Origin of the sequence: Curtobacterium flaccumfaciens, from assembly GCF_051548005.1 — a bacterium.
GTDB lineage: Bacteria > Actinomycetota > Actinomycetes > Actinomycetales > Microbacteriaceae > Curtobacterium.
Map to the genome: position 1 here is coordinate 1 of NZ_JBPUGH010000027.1, position 18,680 is coordinate 18,680.

Below are 18,680 nucleotides of genomic sequence, written 5' to 3' on the forward strand. Positions count from 1 at the left end.
CCCGCCACGCGCCTCCCGTCCGGAGATGGTCGCGTCTAGACCGCGCGGACCGCGTCGAGCAGCTCCGCGACCGGCACGTCGCGGCGCTCACCGGACGCGCGGTCCCAGAGCTCGACGACGCCGTCGGCGGCGTTCCGTCCGGCGACGACGACGATCGGCATGCCGAGGAGCTCGGCGTCGCGGAGCTTCACGCCGGGCGACACCTTGGGACGGTCGTCGTAGACGACCTCGAAGCGGTCGCCCTCGAGCGTGTCGACGATCGAGGTCGCGAGGTCGTAGGCGACCTCGTCCTTGCCGGTCGCGACGACGTGCACGTCGAACGGTGCGACGTTCTTCGGCCAGACCAGGCCCTTCTCGTCGTTGTGCGCCTCGGCGAGGATCGCCAGGATGCGCGTCACGCCGATGCCGTACGAGCCCATCGTGACCGTGGCCAGCTTGCCGTTCTCGTCCTGCACCTTGAGGCCGAGCGCCTCGGCGTACTTCCGGCCGAGCTGGAAGACGTGGCCGATCTCCATGCCGCGAGCGGTCTCGAGCGGGCCGGAGCCGTCCGGTGCCGGGTCACCAGCGCGGACGTCGGAGACCTCGGCGACGCCGTCTGCGGTGAAGTCGCGGCCCATCACGAGACCGGACACGTGCACGCCGCGCTCGTTCGCCCCCGTGATCCAGGCGGTGCCGTCGACGACGCGGGGGTCGACGACGTAGCGGATGCCCGACGGGCTGTCGGCACCGAGCACCTGCGGGCCGATGTACCCCTTGACGAAGACACCGGGGTGCTTCCCGAAGTCGTCGTCGCCGGCCGCCTCGACCTCAGCGGGCGCGAAGGCCACCTCGGCGCGCTTGAGGTCGACCTCGCGGTCCCCGGGCAGGCCGACCACGACGACCTCACGGGTGCCGTCGAGGTGCGTGAGCGCGAGCACGACGTTCTTGAGCGTGTCGGCCGCGGTCCACGGAGCGCCCTCGCGCGGGGCGACCGCGTTCGCGTGCGCCACGAGCGTGTCGATCGTGGGGGTGTCGGCCGCAGGGAGCAGCACGGGATCCGGCTGCCCCTCGATCGGCAGTGCGTCGGGCACCGGGGTGACGTAGGCCTCGACGTTCGCCGCGTAGCCACCGGCGCTCCGCACGAAGGTGTCCTCGCCGACCGCGATCGGGTGCAGGAACTCCTCGGACTTCGAACCGCCCATGGCGCCGGCGTCCGCCTTGACGATCGCGTACTCGAGGCCGAGCCGGGCGAAGATCCGCTCGTAGGCGTCACGCATCGTCTGGTAGCTGCGGTCGAGACCGGCGTCGTCGATGTCGAACGAGTACGCGTCCTTCATCGTGAACTCGCGACCCCGCAGGAGGCCTGCGCGCGGGCGGGCCTCGTCGCGGTACTTGTCCTGGATCTGGAACAGCGTGACGGGGAGGTCCTTGTACGACGAGTACAGGTCCTTCACGAGCAGGGCGAAGAGCTCCTCGTGCGTCGGCGCGAGGAGGTAGTCGGCGTCCTTGCGGTCCTTGAGGCGGAAGATGCCCTCGCCGTACTCGGTCCAGCGGTTCGTCGCCTCGTACGGTTCGCGCGGCGCGAGGGCCGGGAGCAGGACCTCCTGCGCGCCGGCCGCGACCATCTCGTCGCGGATGATGCCCTCGATGCGGGCACGGACCCGGAGGCCGAGCGGCAGCCAGGCGAAGATGCCCGGGGCCTGGCGACGGATGTACCCGGCGCGGACGAGCAGCTTCGCGCTCGTCACCTCGGCGTCGGAGGGGTCGTCGCGGAGCGTGCGGAGGAAGAGATGGGAGAGCCGTGTGACCACGGGGCAAGCCTAGCGGGGGCCTCGCGCGGCACGCGGCACGCACACACGCACCACGCGACGGACGGGAGGTGCGGCGCCAGCTGGCACCGTGCCTCCCGTCCGTCGGGTGGTGAACGCTACGGAGCCGTGATCACCTGGACGGAGCCGGTCGCGGCCGCCGGGCCCATCTCGTCGGCGATGCGGTTGGCCTCTTCGATGAGGGTCTGGACGATCTCGCGCTCCGGCACGGTCTTGATGACCTCGCCCTTGACGAAGATCTGGCCCTTGCCGTTGCCCGACGCGACGCCGAGGTCGGCCTCACGAGCCTCACCCGGGCCGTTCACGACGCAGCCCATGACGGCGACGCGGAGCGGCACGGTCATGCCCTCGAGCCCCTTCGTGACGTCGTTCGCGAGCTGGTAGACGTCGACCTGCGCGCGGCCGCAGCTCGGGCACGAGACGATCTCGAGCTTGCGCTCGCGGAGGTTGAGCGACTGCAGGATCTGCAGGCCGACCTTGACCTCCTGCACGGGCGGGGCGGAGAGCGAGACGCGGATGGTGTCGCCGATGCCCTCCGCGAGCAGGATGCCGAACGCCGTGGCGCTCTTGATCGTGCCCTGGAACTCCGGACCGGCCTCGGTCACGCCGAGGTGCAGCGGCCAGTCGCCCGCCGCGGCGAGCTGCCGGTAGGCCTTCACCATGACGATGGGGTCGTTGTGCTTGACCGAGATCTTGAAGTCGTGGAAGTCGTGCTCCTCGAACAGGGACGCTTCCCACACGGCGGACTCGACGAGCGCCTCGGGCGTCGCCTTGCCGTACTTCTGCAGCAGGCTCGGCTCGAGCGACCCGGCGTTCACGCCGATGCGCAGCGAGACGCCGGCGTCCTTCGCGGCCTTGGCGATCGCGCCGACCTGGTCGTCGAACTTCCGGATGTTGCCCGGGTTCACGCGGACGGCAGCGCACCCGGCGTCGATGGCCTGGAAGACGTACTTCGGCTGGAAGTGGATGTCGGCGATGACCGGGATCTGCGACTTCTTCGCGATGATCGGCAGGGCGTCGGCGTCGTCCTGGCTCGGCACGGCGACGCGGACGATGTCGCAGCCGGACGCCGTCAACTCGGCGATCTGCTGCAGGGTCGCGTTGATGTTCGTGGTGGGCGTGGTCGTCATCGACTGCACGGAGACCGGCGCGTCACCGCCCACGAGGACCTTGCCGACCCGGATCTGGCGCGACTTGCGACGCGGGCTCAGGGTTTCGGGGACTTTCGGCAGACCGAGGTTCACTGCTGGCACGTTGGTCACTCTACGCGGTGCCGGTGACGCGACCGCTGCCCGCTCACAGGCGGGAGGAGTCCCTCACAGGTCGGCGGCGGTCTCCACCACCGTGACGAGCGGCGCGTACAACCGCATCGCCGCGAGGGCGCGCTCGTGGTCCTCGTCGCTCGCACCGGCGCAGGCGTCCGCCACGACCGTGACCGTCGCTCCGGCGTCCGCCGCCGCGAGCGCGGTCGACAGGACGCAGCAGTCCGTCGAGACACCGACCAGCACGAGGTGCGGGTGGTCGCCGACGACGGCCTGGAGGCTCGTCCCCCACTTGCCGAAGGTCGGTTCCGTCACGACGGGGTCGCCGCGGTCGGCCGCTGCGGACGAGAAGGGCTCGGTCAACGCGTACAGCGGGTCGGAGTCGGGGACGAGCGCGAACGGCCAGTCCCGGTAGTACGGCACCCAGGCGCCGGCGGGGCGCTGGGGCGCGACGAAGCGGGTGAAGACGGTCCGTCCGGTGAACCGTGGGAGCAGGTGCTCGATCGCCATGCCCGCGTGCGCGTACCGCGGCGCCGCCCAGGGACTCTCACCCGTGAAGACCTCCTGCATGTCGACGACGACGAGCCAGGCGTCGTCGGGGCCCGTCATGCGCGGCCCTCCTGGCGGCGCACGGCACCGGTCGAGAACAGGAGCGTGCCGAGGAAGCCGACCAGCAGCGACACGAGGACACCGAGGTTCGCGTACGCCCACGCCCCGTCGCGGCCGCCGAGGCCGAACGGGCCGAGCAGGTAGCCCTGCCAGCTCAACCAGGCCGGTCCGGACAGGGTGACGAGGCCCCACCCGAGCGCTGTCCCCACGGCGACCAGCGCGACCGCGCTCCACCGCACGTCGCCGTACCGGCCCCGACGGTCCTCGAGCTCGGCCTCCGCGTAGTCCCGACGCCGCAGCAGGACGTCGGCGACGAACACCCCCGCCCACGCCGCGATCGGGACGCCGAGCGTGATGAGGAACGACTGGAACGGCTGGAGGAAGGACCCGGCGAAGAACACCACGTACACGGCACCGGCGATCATCACCACGCCGTCGACGCCGGCCGCCACCGGGCGTGGGATGCGGACGCCCGCGCTGAGCAGCGCGAGTCCGGACGAGTAGATGTCGAGGACCGCACCGCCGACGATGCCGAGGATCGCGACGATCGCGAACGGGACGAGGAACCAGACGGGCAGGATCGTGGTGAGCGCGCCGATCGGGTCGTTCTGGATCGCGGTGTTCAGCTCCTTCGACGACCCGGCGAGCAACACCCCGAACACGACGAGGATCGCCGGCGCGAGCGCGCCACCGAACGTCGTCCACCCGACGACACCCCGCGTGGAGGCCGTCCGCGGGAGGTACCGCGAGTAGTCCGCCGCCGCGTTCACCCAGCCCAGGCCGAACCCGGTCATCACGAGGACGAGCGCGCCGATGACCTGCTGAGCACTCCCCGCGGGCAGCGTCACGATGGTGCCGAAGTCGATCGACGGCACCGCGAGGACGACGTAGACGACCGTCAGCACCGCCGTGATGACCGTGATCCAGGTCTGCAGCCGCATGATGACGTCGAAGCCCGCGATGCCGGCCCCGACGATCAGCGCAGCCACGACGACCAACGCCACGAGCTTCGTCAGCACGCCGCCGTCCCACCCGAGCTCACGGAACACGGTCGACGTCGCGAGCACGGCCAACGCGGCGAGGGCGGTCTCCCACCCGACCGTCAGGATCCAGCTGAGGAACGACGGCAACCGGTTGCCCCGCACCCCGAAGGCCGCACGGCTGAGCACCATCGTCGGCGCGGACCCGCGCTTCCCCGCGATGGCGACCACGCCGCACAGCAGGAACGAGAACGCGACGCCGATCACCGTCACGATCGTCGCCTGCCAGAACGAGATGCCGAAGCCGAGCACGAACGAGCCGTAGCTCAGTCCGAGCACCGAGATGTTCGCGGCGAACCACGGCCAGAACAGCCCACGCGGAGTGCCCTTCCGGTCGGCCTCGGCGATGACGTCGGTCCCCTGGCGCTCGACCGTGCGGACTTCCGGAGCTGTGCTCATGTGGGGAAGCGTAGTGCGCGGGCGTGCTCCCGTGGCTACCCGAAGAGGTTCACGGGGCGCACGATGTCGGCGTAGATGAGCAGGGCACTCATGCCGGCGAGGAGCACCACGACCACCATCGTGAGCGGCATCGTCTTGGCGAGGTCGATCGGGCCCGGGTCCGGCTTGCCGACGAGCGTGAAGGACCGACGCTTCACGGCCTCCCACAGGGCGCCCGCGATGTGCCCGCCGTCGAGCGGCAGGAGCGGGACCATGTTGAGCACGAAGAGACCGATGTTGAGCGACGCGAGCAGCCCCAGGATCGTGTAGGCCTTGTCGACCACCGGGACGCCGGACATCGACGACACCTCGCCGATCGCGCGGCCGACGCCGACGACCGACACCGGGCTGTCCTGCGACCGCGCCTGCGAGCCGAACGCCGCGTTCCACACCGCGACGAGCCGCTGGGGCAGGTCGATGATCAGGTGCGCGGAAGCCGAGATCTGCGCGCCCGTCGCCGGGAGGACGGCCGCGGGCGACTGCCGGACGAGCGACTGTCCGATGCTGACGCCGACGACGCCGACCTGCTGGGTCTTGGTCGTGCCGTCCTGGTTCTTCGCGACCGTGCCGTCGGACAGGTAGACGTCCCGGGTCGCCGTCACCGGGGTGATCTCGAGCGTCTTCCGTTCGCCGTCGCGCTCGACCACGACCGTGAGCTCCTTCCCGGCGCTCCGCTGGAACAGCGTCGACACCTCGGCGATCGTCGGGTCGGACTTGCCGTCGATCGAGAGCACGACGTCGCCGGACCGGATGCCGGCCTGCTTCGCCGGGGACACCGCGTCGCCCGAGGTACAGGTCGTCGTCTGGCTGTTCGGCAGCACGCAGCCGACACTCGAGGTGAACGTCGTCGTCGGGGCGCCGAAGCCGCACAGCAGTACGCCGAAGAGCACGATCCCGATGACGAGGTTCATCGCCGGGCCGGCGACCATCACGATGATCCGCTTCCACGGCGTCAGGCGGTAGAACGCCCGAGAGTCGTCACCGCCGGACTCCGCGATCTGTTCGGCACTGGCCTGCCGGGCGTCCTGCACGAAGGCGCCGTACATGCCCGTGTTCGTGATCGCGCTCGGCCTCCCCGACGCCCGCGGCTTGAGCATGCCGACCATCGAGATGTACCCGCCGAGCAGGATCGGGCGGATGCCGTACTCGGTCTCGCCGCGCCTGAACGACCAGATCGCCTTGCCGAAGCCGAGCGAGTACTGCGTCACCTTCACGTTGAAGAGCTTCGCGAAGGAGAGGTGCCCGAGCTCGTGGAGTCCGATCGAGACCAGCAGGCCGATGATGAAGACGACCACGCCGAGGACGAAGAGCAGGACGGATTCGACGGTCACCGGGAAAGGGTACGGGACGCTCCCCAAGACGGAGCCGAGCGCCTTCTGAGAGGTGAGACGGTCCTCCCGTCCGTCAGGTGGTCACCTGCCGGACGGGAGGTCACCTCGGATCGGCCGGGAGGCACGGGTCGGGTCAGCGTGACAGCGCGCGGTCCGCCGCGGCGCGCGCCCAGCGCTCCGCGGCCAGCACGCCCTCGAGGGAGGACTCCCCCATCGCGTGCTCGTCGACGATCCGCTCGACCGTGTCGACGATGTCGAGGAAGCCGATCGCACCCGCGTGGAACGCGGCGACGGCCTGCTCGTTCGCCGCGTTGAACACCGCGGGGAAGGTCCCGCCGGCCTCACCGACGCGCTTCGCGAGCGCCACCGCGCCGAACGCGTCCGCGTCGAGCGGCTCGAAGGTCCACGTGCTCGCCGTGGTCCAGTCCAGCGGCGCGCCGACACCGGGCACACGGTCCGGCCAGGCGATGCCGAGCGCGATCGGGAGCCGCATGTCCGGCGGGGAGGCCTGTGCGATCGTCGAACCGTCGACGAACTCGACCATCGAGTGCACGATCGACTGCGCGTGCACCGTCACGTCGATGCGGTCGTAGGGGACGTCGAAGAGCAGGTGGGCCTCGATGACCTCGAGGCCCTTGTTCACCAGCGTCGCCGAGTTCGTCGTCACGACGAGCCCCATGTCCCACGTCGGGTGAGCGAGCGCCTGAGCGGGAGTGACGTCGCGGAGCTCGGCGCGGGAGCGGCCGCGGAACGGGCCGCCGCTCGCGGTGAGGACCAGTCGACGGACCTCGTCGGCTGAGCCGGAGCGGAGTGCCTGGGCGATCGCGGAGTGCTCGCTGTCCACCGGCACGATCTGCCCCGGACGGGCGGCCGCCTGCACGAGCGGGCCGCCGACGATCAGGCTCTCCTTGTTGGCGAGTGCGAGGGTCGCGCCGGACTCCAGGGCGGCCAGCGTGGGGCCGAGGCCGACCGAACCGGTGATGCCGTTGAGGACGACGTCGGCTTCGACGGTCCGCACGAGGCGCTCGGAGTCCTCGGCACCGAACGCGGTCTCACGGACGCCGAACCGGGTGGCTTGGTCGGCGACGAGGTCGCGGTTGCTGCCGGCGGTGAGGCCGACGACCTCGAAGCGGTCGGGGTTGCGTTCGACGACGTCGAGCGCCTGGGTGCCGATCGAGCCGGTGCTGCCGAGGATGACGATCCGGCGCTTGTTGGGCTGCATGCTGTCACTGTATCCAGAGCCCCCACCGCCGACGCTGCATTGTCCGGTGATATGTGGCATGCTCTTTGCCATGACAGTGAAGAAGGCCATGCTCATCGTGTCCCTGACGGTGACGATGACCGGAGGTGCGCTCATCGGGGCCGATCCGGCGGAGGCCGCGGCCACGAGCTCCACGGCGACCACCACTGCGTCCGCGGACGTTGCGGAACTCAAGTCCCTGATCGGCACGCAGAGTCGGACGCAGATCGAGGCGCTCGTCGACGGCGAGGCGCCGATCTCGCTCTACGTCGACGCCGCGAGCGGGAAGATCCTTGCCGCGAGGTCGGTGGCGGCGAGGGCACTGAACCCCATCGGACCGGGCTGCACGCCGACCAGCGTGTGCATGCGGAGCATCACTGGAACTCCGTACGGTCTGAGCGGGACGGGGACGCGGACGGGCTCGTGGAAGAAGATCATCAGATACTCATCCGGGGACAGGACGACCAGTTTCTGGGCGTCGAACGGCAAGGCTCACACCTATCGCGCGAACTCGACCGTGAACATGAACGTGACCGTGACGATGACGAAGGTCCAGCGCTGAGCGGTGGCTCCACGACGAAGGGCGGCAAGCACCTGCTCGCCGCCGTTCGTCGCGTTGCGCCTCAGCCGAGAGCGAGGACGTCCACGACGAACACGAGCGGCGCGTTCGCCGGGATGCCGGAGCCCTCGGGCGGGTTCGCACCGTAGGCGTCCGCCGCGGTCGTGACGATGAGTACCTGCGAACCCACCTTCTGACCGACGAGCCCGGTGACGAAGCCCTTGATGAGCTGTCCCTCGGACACCGTGAAGGTCGTCGGGACGCCCTTCGACCACGAGGAGTCGAACTCCTTGCCGTCCTTCAGCGTCACGCCCTTGTACTGCACGAGGGCGGTGTCGCCGTCCTTGATCGCCTGGCCGTCACCCTGCTTGAGCACCTCGACCTCGGTCTTGGTGGGCGTCTTCACGCCGGACGGGATCGTGATCTGGGGCTCACCGTCCGACTTGTCCTTGACCGTCGGGAGCGCCGGGTCCTGCTGCTGCGGCGTCCCGGTCGCCTTGGTCGGGATCTTCGAGACGACGTCCGCGACCACGACGACGTCGCCCCCGGTGTTGAACCCGATCGCGGAGGACTGCCCGACGGCCACGACACGCTCGCCGACCCTCGAGCACGCGAGGATCGCGCCGAAGCCGCTGCCCCCGACCGAGAGCGCCTGCGGATTGCCCGTGTCGAAGCCGACGCTGCCGAGCTTCGACGCGTCCTTCGCCTGGTAGACGCTGTAGGACACCTGCGCGTAGTCGCCGGACTTGAGCGACGCTCCGTCGCCCTTCTCCGCGACCGTCAACTGGGGCTCCGACGCGCTGAGGCCCTTGGCGAACGACACCTTCGGAGCCGTCTTCCCGCCCACTGCGCCGGACACCTTCACCGAGTCGGACGCCTTGCCCGGGTCCGGGCAGGACGTGATGGCCGCCGCGCTCCCACTCGCGCTCGACGTCGCGCTCGGGGACGACGAGGCGCTCCCCGACCCGGAGCCGGAGCAGGCGGCGAGTCCCAGCACGACGGCGGGGACCAGGGCGATCGGGAGCAGGCGGAGACGCTTCACGGGAACCTAGTCTGCCGCACCCGCCGATGATTCCCCTGCGAGGACCCGGATCTCGGGCTCGTGGTGGACGGGGAACGCAACGGAGCGCGCGATGAAGCACAGCCGGTTCGCCTCGGCGTGGGCGGCGGCGGCGGCCTCGATGCGGTCGGCCTCGCGGATGGTGACGACCGGGTGCAGTGTGGTCTCGGTGAGTTCGCCGGAGCCGTCGCGGTTGAGGTTGAGGCTCGCCGTGGCGTGGTCCTCGTAGGCGACGACCGTGAAGCCCTGCTGCACGGCGACGTGCAGGTAGCTCAGCATGTGGCACTGCGCGAGCGCCGCGACCACGAGCTCCTCGGGGTTCCACCGGTCGCGGTCGCCGCGGAAGGTCGGGTCCGCCGAGCCGGCGAGGTCGTGCTTGCCGGCGGCGGAGACGACGTGGTCGCGTCCGTAGTCCCGGTAGCCGCTCGTGCCGGAGCCGCGGTCTCCGGTCCAGCGGACGGACACGGCGTAGGAGTGGTCGGACACGTGGTGCTCCTCGTGCTGGTGGTCGGGGCTGGTGGTAGCCGGCGTCGATGGTGGTCGGTTCTGGTGGCGCGTACGTCCGCTCGGGCCACCGGTGCGGGTGCATGGGCGGCTGCGGCGGCTGCGGCTGCGGCTGCGGCTGCGGCTGCGGCTGCGGCTGCGGCTGCGGCTGCGGCTGCGGCGCGATCGTGCGCTCTAGCATGGCGGCATGACTGAGCGCCATCCTCTCACCGCCGACGGATCCGTCGAACTCGCCGTCCTCGACCGGAACGGCTTCGACGAGAGCCGCCACGTCGGTGCCGGGGTGGTCGTCGCGGCGGACGGGTCCGTGATCGACTCGGTCGGCGACGTCGCCGCCAGCATCTACCCGCGATCGACGATGAAGCCGTTCCAGGCGCTCGCCGTCCGGCGCGCCGGGGCGTCTTTCTCGGACGAGGAGCTCGTCCTGTCCACGGCCAGCCACGCCGGCACCTTCGCGCACCAGGCCGTGGCGCAGCACATGCTCGAATCGTTCGACCACGTCGAGGCCGATCTCGGGTGCCCGCCGGACATGCCGTTCGACCGTGCCACGGCCCGCACGATGGACCAGCCGCGGCGCCTGGCGATGAACTGCTCCGGCAAGCACGCCGCCATGCTCGCCGCGTGCCGTGTCAACGGCTGGGACGAGCAGACGTACCTCGACGTCGAGCACCCGATGCAGCGTCTGGTCCGCTCGACGGTCGAGGAGTACACCTCAGAGACCGTCGACCTCGTCGGCACGGACGGCTGCGGCGCGCCGGTCTTCCCGCTCACCCTCACCGGACTCGCCCGCGGCTTCGCAGCCGTGGTGGCCCGCGCCGACGACGACTCGGCGGCCCTGACCGACGCGGTGCTCGCGCACCCGTGGGCGATCGACGGCGTGGGCCGTGCGAACACGGTGACCATCGAGCAGCTCGGGGTGCTCGCGAAGCTCGGTGCCGAGGGCGTGATGGTGATGGGCCTGCCCGGCGGCGCGGCCGTCGCGGTGAAGACCCTCGACGGTGCACAGCGGGCGGGGACCCTCGCGGCCCTGACGCTGCTCGAACGCAACGGCCTCGTGAGCGCCGAGGGGGTCGCCGGCGTCATGGCGGCGACGGCCGAGCAGGTGCTCGGCGGGGGCGTGCCGGCGGGTGCCGTCCGCGCCGGAGCCGGCCTGCGCTGAGGCGCACGGCCAGGCGTCTGCCGGCCGTCCGTCCGGCCGGGCCGCGCGCCTTCGGGCCCTGCTCCGCCCCGAGCGCCGCCGGGACCTCGACGAGCGGCAGGATCGGCGCGATCCGTACCGCGGGGCCCCCGTCCTCCCGGGCCGTGCAGCCCGACGGTCCCACGGTGACGAGCAGGTCGGTGCGTCGCGGCACCTGACCGTGCTCGGGGACGAGGACGACCGTTCGGCTCGCTCCCGTCCGCCCGTGGACGCAGGAGACGACCGCGCTGCCCTCGGGCAGCGGCACCAGGTCGCAGGGGAGAGCGTCGCTGTCACGGACGTCGGCTGCCTCGGCTCGACACTGCGCGACGAGGGCGTCGAACACCGCTCGCGCGAGGACACCACGACCCACGACGACGAGGTGCTGCGCATCGGTGCGGACCGTACGGGCCTCGTCTGGTGCGTGCCCGACGACCACGGTGCCGGCCGGATCGTCGGCCGAGACCTGCTGTGTCGGGCTCGCCGTGTCCGGCCCGCCGGTCGGAGGCACGTCAGCGTCCGGTACGCCGACCGGGAACGGCACCGTCGTGGCACGCACCGCCTGCTGGACGAGCACGCGGTCCAGCAGCGCGAGGACGAGCCCCGCTGCGATCGCGGCTACGCGAGCAGCTCCGGCCACCGGCGCGAGGACGCCGAGGGCGACGAGGCCCACCGCGCCGATGACGAGCCATGTCCGTGCCGTGAGGAAGTCCACTCCCCCAGGTCACCAGGCCGGAGCCGGCGGAACGGCGCCCGACCGACGGACTGTGGACGCCCGGCTCGCTGGCACTGCCGGTGCAGGAGGGCTCACTGGACGAGGAAGAACTGCTCCCCGATGTCGACCCGCGCACCGCGCTCCACCCGGTACCGACGTCCGGGCTCGCAGCGACGGATGGATCCGTCGATGTGCCGCACGACCGTACCGTTGCCGGAGAAGCGGTCCGACACCCAGAGGTCACCGCCGTCACGACCGAGCTCGAGGTGCGTCTTCGACACGGACTTGCCCGGGTCGTGGACGGTCAGGAGGTCGTCGAACCGTTCGCCCGGCTGCGGGCGCGGGAGGCGCCCGAGCAGCCCGGTGCCGTGGACACCGAACCGCTCTCCCGTGCTGAAGTGCAGGACGAACGGCGCGTGCGTCGGCGTCTTCGACACGATGCGGGTCTCGTCGACGTCCGCTTCGTCCTCACCCAGAACGGCGTCCGCGACTGATCGTTCGTCGGGCGCCGCGCCGTCGTCGAGTTCCGCTCCGGCGCTCGAGGGCACGACCGGACGGCCGATCGGTGTCGCCGGGAGCTGGCTCGTGGGCGCGGGCTGCGGCAGCCCGGGGATGGGCGGGAGCGGAGCCGCGGTGGGAACGGGCGGCAGGGGTGCCACGGCCGGAGCCTGACGGACCGCATCGGGAGCCGTGTTCACAGGGGCGTCGAGGTCGTCGCCGTCGGGGGTCGGCGCAGCGTGGAGCCCCCGGGGCCGCACAGCGGCTCGGAACAGCTCGTCGTCAGCACCGGGAGCGTCGTCCGGCTGTGCGGCGGCGTCGACCGGATGGGCGATGGCCGGTTCGTCTCGGGCGCCGTGGGGTCCGCCCGCTGCGCTCTCCGCGTCCGATCCGGCCGGGAGCTCGTCGTGCTGCAGCTCGTCGTGCTGCGCGACCGTGTCGCCCGTCCCCGCGGGGTCGTCCCCGTCCGCGGCCCAGTCCGGACGAGCGACGGGCAGCGGGACGATGGGTCCGGTGAACGCCGCCGTGACGGCGGGTCGCACGGCGCCGCACTCCCCGCAGAAGATGTCGTCGGGTTCGAGCGGGTGACCGCACACGTGGCAGGTCGCTCCGGCAGAACCGGGCGTCACGAGCGGTGCGGGTCGCTGCGGTGCGGGTCGCTGCGGTGCCGGCCGCCGGTCGACCAACGGCTCGACGACGGCGGTGTCGCCGGGCTGCGGCGGCGAGACCACGGGGGCCGGACGGTCGCGCTCGGCGTCGGTGGACGCGCTCTCCTCGTCGGCGCCGGGCGCTCCCCGACCGGTCCCGGTGCCGCTCGACTGGTCCGTGGCCGCGACGGGGTCGGATCCGGTGGTGTCCGGTGCGCCGGTCTGGTCATCCGACGTGCTCGAGCCGGCCGGTGTTGATCGTCCGATCCACCAAGACGGTGTCGAGGGCTGCACCGGTGCCGCGTCCCTTGCTGGCGGCTGCCACGACGGAACCTCCTGCTGAGCGGGCGGTTCCCACGCCGGAGTCGGGGTCGCAGACGCAGCGGGAGCGTGCTCCTCTGCACCGTCGGAGCGCAGACCGCGCCGGGCAGGGTCTGCGACCCGGGTCACCTCGGGGTCGTCGTCGGAGCCGGAAGTCGGCGCACTCGCGAAGGCGTCGGGGTCGAGCGGAGGCTCCTGGGTGACGGGTGCACCACCTGCTGCGGGCGGCGTCCACGGTCCTGCCGCGGAACCGGGCTCGCGGGAGTCGGCCTGCGCCGGTGCCGGTGCCGGGTCCTCCGGGTACCGCCCCGGAGTGGCAGCCGACAACGGCGCTCCGGGACGGTCCGAGCCGGTCAACCAGGCCCGGGTGGCGGGATCGAGCGTGGCCTCCGGCAGCCAGGCGTCCGCCGCGGGGTCCGGGCGCCTCCCGTTGATGTCGGGCTGCAGCAGCGGCGGCGGCGGTGCCTGTTCGACCGGAGCAGTGGCGGCCGGACGTCGGCTCGCCGTCCCCGTCACCGCACGTCCGCACTCACCGCAGAAGATCGCTCCGTCCGGGAGCGCCGAGCCGCAGTGTTCGCATCTGATCACGTGGTGCCTCTGTCCTCACTCGGCCGAGCGACCTCGCGCTGACGTCCACGAGGTCCGATCGGCCTCCGGCCATCGTAGTCACGCGCGGTCCGTCCACCCTTCGAGCCGACTGCGCCGACCACGCCCGACCTGACGGCCCGGCCCGCTGCACCGACGCGCAGGGAGCGCAGCGAGACCGCGGACCGGAGGCGCTCTCGACGGTTCCGCCCCGCGCGGAGACTCGCAATCGCCTCGTCCGTCGCCGACCACATCCGATCCGCGGTGGGTTCGTCCACGTCGTTCGGCCCGAAGACGGCGCGGTCCGCGAGTGCGGCGAGTCCCGGGCCGCCCTCACCCGGAGCACCTCGGACGCTCTCGCGCCTCGTGGCCGACGATGCGACGTCGTGGCCCCGGTCCAGCAGGGCGTCCCGGTACTCGTCCCAGGCACCGACGACCAGCCCGCGCGGTGACGGAGCCCTGCGGCGTCGCCGACGACGGAGGCGCTTGACGAACACGATCGTGGCGAAGGGCAGCAGCACGATCGCGGCGAGCCCGAGGGCACCGAGGACCCACGGCAGCGCGGCGAGCAGGATCTGCAACCACAGCGGTTGCACCGGAGGCGTGTCGCGGTCGCTCTGCGGTGGCGCCTGCTGGTCCTGGTCCTGCTGGTCCGCAGGGGGTGGCGGGACCACCGTCTCCGGACGGGTCACCGGCTTCGGCGTCTCCTGCTGCGCGTCCGGGATCTCCCGCACCGTCGGGTTGGGGTTGAGCATCACCCATCCCCACTGCGCCGTGTCGACCTCGATCCGCGCCGTGACGTCCGAACCCCGGAACGTCGTCGTCCCCGCACCGGAGGCCGTTCCCGCTCCGGAGTCCCCGCCCTCGGCGAAACCGAGCACCACCCGTGTCGGGAACCCCAGCTGCTGCGCCATGAGCGCCGCCGCGACCGCGTACTGCTCCTGGTCGCCGACCATCAGCGGCGACGTGAGGAGTTCGGTGATCCGGTCGGCACCGTGCCCGGAACGACTCGCTCGGTCGTCGCCGACGCCGTGGCTGACGTAGCCGGTGCGCTTGAGCTCCTCCAGCATCGCGACGAGCTTCTCACCGTCCGAACCGGCCCCGTCCGTGTACGACTCGACCGTGTCCCGGACCGCGTTGGGCACGCCCTGGAGTGCCGGGACCGACGCCGAACCCGGCCGCGCTGATGCGAGCTGCTCCTCCGTCGGCTGGTCGGGCAGCACCGCGGTGAGGTCGTAGGTCGTCCCCTGGGTCACACCACCCACCACGGCGCCGGTGCCGGTCGACGCGTTGTAGAAGAACGCCGTCCGGTCCCGATCGGCTCCCCGCCCGGAGAAGTCGACGCGCTCGAGGTCGCCCACGGTCGGCAGCCAGACGCCGCGGTAGCCCTCGACCGTCACACCGACGCGGACGGTCGTGCCCCGGACACCTCGCACGTCGACCGACGTCGGGACGCGCTCGAAGGTGCCCGACGCGGATGCTCCGTCGGCCCCGCCGACCCGGTAGACGACACCGTCGTACGTGTCGAGCGTCGCGATGCGGACGAAGCCGTCCTCCGGGAGTCCGGTCACGCGCAGCTGTGCGGCGTCGGCCTCGTCGGACTCCTCGTAGGCGCGGAACCCGCTCAGCGGACTGACGTAGTCGCGTGGGTCGAAGGGCTTCACGACCTCGGTCCGTGCCACCGTGCGACCAGACGACGGCGGGGCGACGAGCCCGAGACCGGTCGCGACGACCGCCGCCGCGACGATGGTCCCCGTGCCGACCAGCGCCGGCCGGAGGACCGACCGCGCGACCGGCACGCTCGTCCCGATGGTCGACGCCACGGCGACCGCTCGGCGCGCGTGCCGCGCGGTCAGCGCCCACACGAGCGCGATCCCCGCGAGCGACACCGCGGTCACGATCGAGGTGTCGAGCCGACTCGGCCCCACCACGATCCCGACGACGAAGAGGACGAGCGGCGCAACGGCGCCGAGTTCCTGCCGGGAGGCACGGGTCGCCACGCTCACGCCGGTCACCGTCACGACGAGGGCGGTCACGAAGTACGGCACGAGCAACGCCTCGTAGGAGCCGACCGGGAGGCTGATGGTCACCAGCTGCTTCCACCCGAGGGCCACGCCGGCGAAGAGGTCGAGCAGTCCCCCGCCGGTCGGCAGGACGCCGTTCGCCCGGCCGGGCACCGCCGCCGGTACCCCGGTGAGCGCGAACACCGCGACCGTCGCGATGCCCACGATCGGTGACGACAGTCGGTAGACGGCGCCGAGGACCGCGACGACCGTGCCCGCGACGATCGCCGTCGCCGCCGCGACGACCATGGCGCCGTCGCGGTACACCGGCCACCACGAGACACTCGCGACCACGACGAGCAACCAGACGACGAGCGTGCCCCCGACGAGCCGGAGCACCGAGCCCCGACGAGCGGTGCGCCGAGCATCGCGTCGGGCAGCCCCTCGAACACGCACGGACGGGGCCGCGGGGGCAGGAGCGGGGGCACTCATGCGGCCGCCGATCGGTGCAGTGCGTGCCGCAGGTCGTCCAGGTAACCGATCGTCATGACCGTCAGGCCTGCGACGCGCAGGAACCTCGGCTGGGCCTCGGGCTCGCAGATGACGGCCACGACCTCGACCCCGACGGGGAACCGTGTGGCCGCGAGTCGGAGTGCCGGCAGCTCGACGGTCGACCCCACCACGAGGAACGCCACCGAGACACCAGCCGTGTCGTTGCCCACGATGCGGGAGACCTCGGCGATCGGCAGGCACGCCTCGGCCAGGCCGACCCGGGCGAAGTCGTCGAGGAGGCGGGTCGGGGTCACCGTCGGCATTGGGTGCACGGCGTACACCGGACGCTTGGCGAACTCGGGGGTGCGCTCGGACACGACCACCGTGACGTCGCGGCCGTCCCGGATGGCCCGCGTGCCGAGCGACGCCGCGGCGCTGACCGCGAGCTCGAACTCCTCGGCGTCGGCGAACTCCGTCCGCGAGAGCCCGAGCGCGACGACGAGGTGCGAACGACGGGTGTCCTCGAACTGACGGACCATGAGTGCGCCGGACTTCGCGGTGGACTTCCAGTGGATCGTCCGGGGGTCGTCGCCGGGCATGTACTCCCGGATGGCGTGGAACGCGATGTCCGCCGGGGAGAGGTCGGTCGTCGCCTGCCCCTCGAGGTCTCGGACGAGACCCGTGCTCGTCGACGGGATCGCGATCGTGCGGGGGTGCACGATGACCTGCTCCCGTGCAGTCCACACGATCTCGCGGCGGACCAGGCCGACCGGGTCGGCGCGCACACCGGTCACCGGGCCCACGTCGAGCACCCCTCGGCGGGTCGTCGGGACCGGGACCTCGCGTTCGAACGAGCCCTTCGCCGGCAGCGCCGGGATCGCCACGTCGACGAGACCGGCACCGACGGGGATCTCGACCGTCGTCGGCACCGAGGGCAGACGTCCGGGGTTCTCCGCGGTCACGACCACGCCGGCAGCGTCGCCGACCGCGACCCGGTGCTGCGGGAGCCGCATGCGGATGACGAGCCGCGAGCGCCCGATCAGGGCGATCGCCGCGACGACGACGAGCAGCGCACCGGCGAAGCCGACGACGACGACCTCGCGGAGGCCGAACCGGTACCCCGCGACGAACGCGACGAGCGTGAGCACCGCCACCGTCCAGCCCAGGCCGGTGACGACGGACGAGACCTCGCCCCAGGCGCGCTTGACGAGCCTCCAGGCCGATGCCCAGACCCGCACGAAACCCACGACTGCGTCCGCTGCCACGCCCTCCCGGTCGCCGACCAGGCGCGTCCGGACGTTGGTCAGGCCGGCGACCGTCCCGGTGCGCTCGTGGGCAGCCGCGTTTCGACGCGACCGCGTCGAGGACGGGCGGCGCGAACGCGTCGAGACGGGCCGGCGGTCGGTCACGAGGTGATCCGGTCCGCGGGTGGCGGGGTCTCCACCAGGAGCTGCGAGACGACGGCGTTCGCGCTGACGCCGTCGAACTCGGCTTCGGCGTCGAGGACGAGGCGGTGCGCGAGCACCGGGACCGCGAGGGCCTTCACGTCGTCCGGGGTCACGTAGTGCCGGCCGTTCAGCGCCGCGAAGACACGCGAGGCCCGCATGAGGCCCATCGCGCCGCGGACACTGACGCCGAGCCGGACCTCACTCGCGGCTCGGGTCGCGTCGACCAGTCGGGCGACGTAGTCGGCGATCACCGCATCGACGTGGACGGACCGGGCCAGGGCGGCCATCTCGGTGATCGTCGCAGCGGGGACGACGCTCGCGAGCGGCACCGACGCCGACGGCGCGGAGGACGTCTCGAGGATCTTCACCGTCGCCGCGTGGTCGGGGTAGCCGATCGACGCCTTCATGAGGAAGCGGTCGAGCTGCGCCTCCGGCAGCCGGTAGGTGCCCGCCTGCTCGACGGGGTTCTGGGTCGCGATGACCATGAACGGTGCGGCCAGCCGGTGGTTCACACCGTCGACCGTGACCGCCGACTCCTCCATCGCCTCGAGGAGAGCGGACTGCGTCTTCGGGCTCGCGCGGTTGATCTCGTCCGCGAGCACGATGTTCGAGAACACGGGGCCGCGGTGGAAGTCGAACTCCTGCGTGCGCTGGTCGTACACGCTGATGCCGGTGATGTCGCCCGGCAGGAGGTCCGGGGTGAACTGGATCCGGTTGGTCGACCCCTGCACGCTCTGCGCCATCGCCCGGGCGAGGCTCGTCTTGCCGGTGCCGGGGACGTCCTCGAGGAGGAGGTGCCCTTCGCTGAGCATGGCCGTGACCGCGAGCCGGATGACGAAGGTCTTCCCGAGGAGCACCTGCTCGACGTTGGTCACGATGCGGCCGGCGGCGTCGGCGAACCAGGTGGCCTGCTCCGGGGTCATGCTCATGCGGGGTCGTTCCT

General features: G+C 71.9%; 15 protein-coding genes and 1 pseudogene. 2 read left to right on the top strand and 14 right to left on the bottom strand.

The genetic code is table 11. The annotated features are described in order from the left end of the window. Nucleotides 1-35: 35 nt before the first annotated feature. The 6 genes from ACSW7Y_RS05510 to dxr all read right to left on the bottom strand — a co-directional run bounded on the left by ACSW7Y_RS05510 (nt 36) and on the right by dxr (nt 7,710). Nucleotides 36-1,790 (bottom strand): proline--tRNA ligase, encoded by a 1,755-nt coding sequence (locus tag ACSW7Y_RS05510; protein ID WP_438125327.1) that lies wholly within the window; start codon nt 1,788-1,790, stop codon nt 36-38. Between the two features lie 116 nt (nt 1,791-1,906). After that, nucleotides 1,907-3,040: a flavodoxin-dependent (E)-4-hydroxy-3-methylbut-2-enyl-diphosphate synthase gene (gene ispG, locus ACSW7Y_RS05515; RefSeq protein ID WP_031272324.1), complete on the bottom strand. Its 1,134-nt coding sequence runs from the start codon at nt 3,038-3,040 to the stop codon at nt 1,907-1,909. An 84-nt stretch (nt 3,041-3,124) separates the two neighbouring features. Next, nucleotides 3,125-3,679, bottom strand: a complete 555-nt coding sequence (locus ACSW7Y_RS05520) for a cysteine hydrolase family protein (RefSeq protein WP_438125328.1) — start codon at nt 3,677-3,679, stop codon at nt 3,125-3,127. After that, nucleotides 3,676-5,118, bottom strand: coding sequence for a purine-cytosine permease family protein (locus tag ACSW7Y_RS05525; protein WP_438125329.1), 1,443 nt, complete (start codon nt 5,116-5,118; stop codon nt 3,676-3,678). Before ACSW7Y_RS05525 ends, ACSW7Y_RS05520 begins: the two co-directional genes overlap by 4 nt. Nucleotides 5,119-5,153: 35 nt before the next feature. Continuing rightward, a complete protein-coding gene (locus tag ACSW7Y_RS05530) occupies nt 5,154-6,488 on the bottom strand; it encodes a M50 family metallopeptidase (protein ID WP_438125330.1) in 1,335 nt (444 codons plus the stop codon). 133 nt (nt 6,489-6,621) lie between these two features. After that, a complete protein-coding gene (gene dxr / locus ACSW7Y_RS05535; protein WP_438125331.1) occupies nt 6,622-7,710 on the bottom strand; it encodes a 1-deoxy-D-xylulose-5-phosphate reductoisomerase in 1,089 nt (362 codons plus the stop codon). Nucleotides 7,711-7,780: 70 nt separating this feature from the next. Between dxr and ACSW7Y_RS05540 the strand changes: the two genes are divergently transcribed. Further along, nucleotides 7,781-8,290 (top strand): hypothetical protein, encoded by a 510-nt coding sequence (locus ACSW7Y_RS05540; RefSeq protein ID WP_438125332.1) that lies wholly within the window; start codon nt 7,781-7,783, stop codon nt 8,288-8,290. Nucleotides 8,291-8,351: 61 nt separating this feature from the next. On the opposite strand, the gene ACSW7Y_RS05545 is transcribed toward ACSW7Y_RS05540, so the two are convergent. Continuing rightward, nucleotides 8,352-9,329, bottom strand: coding sequence for an FKBP-type peptidyl-prolyl cis-trans isomerase (locus ACSW7Y_RS05545; protein ID WP_438125333.1), 978 nt, complete (start codon nt 9,327-9,329; stop codon nt 8,352-8,354). A 6-nt stretch (nt 9,330-9,335) separates the two neighbouring features. Then, nucleotides 9,336-9,833, bottom strand: coding sequence for an OsmC family protein (locus ACSW7Y_RS05550; RefSeq protein WP_438125334.1), 498 nt, complete (start codon nt 9,831-9,833; stop codon nt 9,336-9,338). A gap of 205 nt (nt 9,834-10,038) precedes the next feature. Here ACSW7Y_RS05550 and ACSW7Y_RS05555 point away from each other — a divergent pair, with 205 nt between their 5' ends. Further along, nucleotides 10,039-11,010 carry an asparaginase gene (locus ACSW7Y_RS05555; protein WP_438125335.1) on the top strand — a complete coding sequence of 324 codons (972 nt, stop codon included), beginning with the start codon at nt 10,039-10,041 and terminating at the stop codon, nt 11,008-11,010. Here the strand turns inward: ACSW7Y_RS05555 and ACSW7Y_RS05560 are convergent. From ACSW7Y_RS05560 to ACSW7Y_RS05585, 6 genes and pseudogenes are all read right to left on the bottom strand, one after another. Next, nucleotides 10,931-11,743 carry a hypothetical protein gene (locus ACSW7Y_RS05560; RefSeq protein WP_438125336.1) on the bottom strand — a complete coding sequence of 271 codons (813 nt, stop codon included), beginning with the start codon at nt 11,741-11,743 and terminating at the stop codon, nt 10,931-10,933. The two genes, ACSW7Y_RS05555 and ACSW7Y_RS05560, sit on opposite strands and share 80 nt — an antisense overlap. Before the next feature lie 92 nt (nt 11,744-11,835). Next, on the bottom strand, nt 11,836-13,182 hold the full coding sequence (locus tag ACSW7Y_RS05565; protein ID WP_438125344.1) for an FHA domain-containing protein: 1,347 nt from the start codon (nt 13,180-13,182) through the stop codon (nt 11,836-11,838). A gap of 546 nt (nt 13,183-13,728) precedes the next feature. Further along, nucleotides 13,729-13,797, bottom strand: a pseudogene (locus ACSW7Y_RS05570) (zinc-ribbon domain-containing protein); the annotation flags it as partial. Continuing rightward, nucleotides 13,794-16,196 carry a transglutaminaseTgpA domain-containing protein gene (locus tag ACSW7Y_RS05575; RefSeq protein ID WP_438125337.1) on the bottom strand — a complete coding sequence of 801 codons (2,403 nt, stop codon included), beginning with the start codon at nt 16,194-16,196 and terminating at the stop codon, nt 13,794-13,796. The gene ACSW7Y_RS05575 and the pseudogene ACSW7Y_RS05570, both read right to left, overlap by 4 nt. 89 nt (nt 16,197-16,285) lie before the next feature. Continuing rightward, nucleotides 16,286-17,554 (bottom strand): DUF58 domain-containing protein, encoded by a 1,269-nt coding sequence (locus ACSW7Y_RS05580; protein WP_438125338.1) that lies wholly within the window; start codon nt 17,552-17,554, stop codon nt 16,286-16,288. A 140-nt stretch (nt 17,555-17,694) separates the two neighbouring features. After that, complete coding sequence (locus ACSW7Y_RS05585) at nt 17,695-18,666, bottom strand: AAA family ATPase (protein ID WP_438125339.1); 972 nt, start codon at nt 18,664-18,666, stop codon at nt 17,695-17,697. Nucleotides 18,667-18,680: the final 14 nt, after the last annotated feature.